Origin of the sequence: Accumulibacter sp. (genome assembly GCF_031732815.1) — a bacterium.
Classification (GTDB): Bacteria; Pseudomonadota; Gammaproteobacteria; order Burkholderiales; family Rhodocyclaceae; genus Accumulibacter.
This window is the reverse complement of record NZ_JAVMKF010000326.1, coordinates 8,967-11,000: the sequence shown is the minus strand read 5'-3', so window position 1 is coordinate 11,000 and position 2,034 is coordinate 8,967. Positions and strand designations below refer to the sequence as shown.

At 65.4% G+C, this 2,034-nt stretch carries 1 protein-coding gene; it reads right to left on the bottom strand.

Annotation, left to right across the window (positions count from 1 at the left end):
* The coding region (locus RKP46_RS20045; protein ID WP_311108265.1) for a SulP family inorganic anion transporter at positions 1–1,883 on the bottom strand (1,883 nt) is incomplete at its 3' end.
* Positions 1,884–2,034 lie beyond the last annotated feature (151 nt).

Below are 2,034 nucleotides of genomic sequence, written 5' to 3'. Positions count from 1 at the left end.
ACCTTCTTCCCGGCGGGATAGGTACGCGGCTCGATGATGCTCGCCAGGTCCTGCAGCGTACCCGGAGCCCAAGCATGCACGGCCTCGATGTCGGCCAGTTCGAGCGGCCGGCCCTCGTCGTCGGCCGGGCATTCGCTGGCGAGGATCTGCCCTTCCACCCACTCCAGCGCGTCGTCCAACTGGCGAAACGCCAAGGCCTTGCCGGTGTCGCGAACGAGCCCCACTTCGCGCAGGTAGCGTTTCATCTTCAGCCCGCTGGGCAGGTTGCGCGGGATCTCGGTGAAGATCATCTTGCCGCCGACGGCGTCCAGACGATCCTTGATCTGCTCCAGCACGTGCGTCGCGCTCAGATCGAGCGACTGCACGCGTTGCAGACTGAGAATCACGTAGCTGCGCGCACCGACTTCCGGCTCCAGCGCCTTGTACAACTGATTGGCCGTGCCGAAGAACAGGCTGCCCTGCAATTCGACGACCACCGTCTGCTTGCCGCTCTTCAGCAGAATGGCCAACTCCTGCTCGGGGCGAACCACGCGCGAAAAGATCGCTTCGCCCTCGACCTTGGCGTGCAGCACCTTGCCGCGCGCCTGTTCGCGCAGGTAGAGCATGATCGCCAGCAGTATCCCGGCGGCGGAAGCGGCGATCAGGTTGGCCGCCAGCGCGACGCCGATCACCGTCACGACGACCATGAAATCGAGGCGTGTCGAGGCGACCCGGAAGAACTCCAGGCTCTGCCAATCGATCATCCGATAGCCGATGACCAGCAGAATCGCGCCCAGCGCCGAAATCGGCAGCCAGGCGACCGCCTCGGCGAGCACGAGAAAGGTCAGCAGCGCAAGCAGCCCCTCGATCACGCCCGACAGCCGGGTCTGCGCGCCGCTGCTGACATTGACCAGCGAGGCGCCCATCGTCCCCGCACCGGGAATTCCTCCGAGCAGAGCCGATCCGATATTGCCCATCCCCTGCGCCAGCATTTCGCGATTGGGATCGTGCTCGGAGCAGGTCATCGCGTCGAGCACGACGCAGGTCTTCAGCGTATCGATCGAGAGCAAGGCCGCCAGCGACACCGCCGGCAGGCCGATCGCAGCGAGCAGCGCCGGGTCCCAGGCGCCGAGCAGGCGCAGATTCTGCGTCACCGTATCGAGCAGACTGCCGCCCGTCTGCGCCAGCGGTCCCACGATGTACGGGTTGTTCTCGAGCTGCCACAGCCTGGCATCGACGAAACCGAGCGCAGCGTACGCCAGCCCGCCTGCCGCCAGCGCGATGATCGCCGGCGGGATTGCCCGGATGATCTTTGGCAGGCCGAGCATGGCGCCGATCACCAGCGCCGCCACGATCAGGCTTTGCCAATGCCAGGTTAGCGGATGCAGCAGCGCCTGACTCAGCGGAACACCGCGTTCGACCCCCAAAACGCGCGGCAACTGGCTGCCGATGATGGTGATTCCGACCGCGGACAGATAGCCGACGACGACCGGATACGGAAGATAGCGGATCAGCCGCCCGATCCCGCTCAGTCCGATGCCGATCTGAATCGCACCGGCGAACAGGCCGATCAACATCAGCCTGAGCATGATTTCCTCCGGGGGGCTGCCGCTGCCAGCGAAATCGATCGCGAGCGCGGCCATCAGCGCCGCCGCCGGAGCGCACGGCGCGGTAATCAGACGATTCGTACCGCCGAAGCTGGTCGCAATCAAACCGAGGACGGTCGCGCCGAGGATTCCGGCCAAAGCGCCGTGCGCCGCATAACTGCCGCCGAGCGGAGAAAAGATCGTCACGCCGAACGCGATGGCCGACGGCAGCGCGACCAGCATCGCCGCCAGGCCGCCCCAGGCATCGCCAATCCAGCCTGATCTTCCGGTTTCTGCCGACCCCAAATCGACATTCATGCTGGGTCTCCTTCCGATCAGGTACGCGCTCCGCCAAGTGCCGGAACACATCCCCCACCAGAAAGGAGCGCCACGCCTTGCTGCATCGGCCAAGGGCGGCTGACCCGATCGCCTGGGTTGACCCGGCTTCTCAAGAATAGACAAGCAAACG